Raw genomic sequence first — 1757 nt, 5'->3', positions numbered from 1 at the left:
CTTCGATGTTGTCCGGCGGCCAGTTCGGCACTTCCATGCCGAGGTGGAGGCCCATGCCGGCCAGGACTTCCTTGATCTCGTTCAGCGACTTGCGCCCGAAGTTCGGCGTGCGCAGCATCTCGGCTTCCGTCTTCTGGATGAGGTCGCCGATGTAGACGATGTTGTCGTTCTTCAGACAGTTCGCCGAGCGCACCGAAAGCTCGAGCTCGTCCACCTTCTTGAGAAGCGCGGCGTTGAACGCCAGCTCCGGATGGCGGCTCTCCTCGACGGCCTTCTTGGGCTCCTCGAAGTTGATGAAGACGGCGAGCTGGTCCTGCAGAATGCGTGCGGCGAGTGCCACCGCGTCCTCGGCCTTGACCGAACCATCGGTCTCGATGGTCATGGTCAGCTTGTCATAGTCGAGGATCTGGCCTTCGCGCGTGTTCTCGACCTTGTAGGAGACCTTCGTCACGGGCGTGTAGAGGCTGTCGACCGGGATCAGGCCGATCGGCGCGTCGTCCGGGCGGTTGCGCTCGGCGGCGACGTAGCCTTTGCCCATGTCGGCGGTGAACTCCATGCGGATCTGCGCGCCCTGATCGAGGTGGCAGATGACATGCTCGGGGTTCAGGATATCGACCTCGGAGCCGGTCTCGATGTCGCCGGCCTTGACGGGGCCGGGGCCCTCTTTCTTCAGCACCATGCGCTTCACGCCATCCGAGTGGATGCGCAGCGCGATCTCCTTGATGTTGAGGACGATGCTGGTCACGTCCTCGCGCACGCCGGGGATCGAGGAGAACTCATGCAACACGCCGTCGATCTGCACGGTCTTGATGGCCGCGCCCTGGAGCGACGACAGCAGCACGCGGCGGAGCGCGTTGCCGAGCGTCATGCCGAAGCCACGCTCGAGCGGCTCAGCGACGATGGTGGCGATGCGGGTGCGGTCGCGGCCCGGAGTGATCTCGAGCTTCGACGGCTTGATCAGGTCTTGCCAGTTCTTTTGCAATACGTTCGTCACGGGGGTTCCTCGTAGCGGTTCTGGGTGCCGCCTCGCCCATTGGCGGCACGCTTCCAACAGAGGATGAGTTCGAGACCGGAGACGGGAGCGCGGCGACGCTTAAGACCCGCCCAGGGAAGGTCCGAACTCGCTTGGTCTTAAACGCGGCGGCGCTTACGCGGACGGCAGCCGTTGTGCGGGATCGGCGTCACGTCGCGGATAGAGGTGATCTGGAAGCCGACCGACTGGAGAGCGCGGAGCGCCGACTCGCGACCGGAGCCCGGGCCGCATACCTCGACCTCGAGCACCTTCATGCCGTGCTCCATCGCCTTCTTGCCGGCGTCTTCGGCAGCCATCTGGGCGGCGAAGGGCGTCGACTTGCGCGAGCCCTTGAAACCCATGGTGCCCGACGACGACCAAGCCAGGGTGTTGCCCTGGGCATCGGTGATGGTGATCATCGTGTTGTTGAAGGACGCGTTCACGTGCGCAACGCCGGAGGTGATGTTCTTCTTCTCCCGGCGGCGGACTTTCGTACGCCCCTGTGCCTGCTCTTTCGCCATCTGGTCGCAACTCCTGTTGCCCGTCAGCCGGGCCAATTCCAAAGGCTGTCGGGGACAGCCGCAGCTCGATGGCCGGACGCACCGGCCGAATGATCGGGTACGCTCTTATGCCTTCTTCTTGCCGGCGATCGGCTTCGCGGGCCCCTTGCGGGTGCGCGCGTTGGTGTGCGTGCGCTGGCCGCGGACCGGCAGGCCCTTGCGGTGACGCAGGCCGCGGTAGCAGC

At 64.9% G+C, this 1757-nt stretch carries 3 protein-coding genes; all 3 read right to left on the bottom strand.

Annotated elements, in window-relative coordinates; all coding sequences use genetic code 11:
- A partial coding sequence (locus QZV93_RS17545; protein ID WP_295560015.1) for a DNA-directed RNA polymerase subunit alpha occupies positions 1 to 994 on the bottom strand: 994 nt, incomplete at its 3' end.
- Positions 995 to 1131: 137 nt separating this feature from the next.
- Positions 1132 to 1533 carry a 30S ribosomal protein S11 gene (gene rpsK / locus QZV93_RS17540; protein ID WP_295560013.1) on the bottom strand — a complete coding sequence of 134 codons (402 nt, stop codon included), beginning with the start codon at positions 1531 to 1533 and terminating at the stop codon, positions 1132 to 1134.
- Between the two features lie 105 nt (positions 1534 to 1638).
- Positions 1639 to 1757: 30S ribosomal protein S13 (gene rpsM, locus QZV93_RS17535; protein ID WP_295560017.1), on the bottom strand; the 119-nt coding region annotated here is incomplete at its 5' end.

It is taken from the genome of uncultured Hyphomicrobium sp., assembly GCF_902826555.1.
Lineage (GTDB): Bacteria > Pseudomonadota > Alphaproteobacteria > Rhizobiales > Hyphomicrobiaceae > Hyphomicrobium_C.
This window is presented reverse-complemented; position numbering and strand designations above follow the sequence as displayed.

Coding starts and splice junctions, on each gene's coding strand:
- rpsK (WP_295560013.1), bottom strand. CDS start 1,533: ATGGCGAAAGAGCAGGCACAGGGGCGTACGAAAGTCCGCCGCCGGGAG.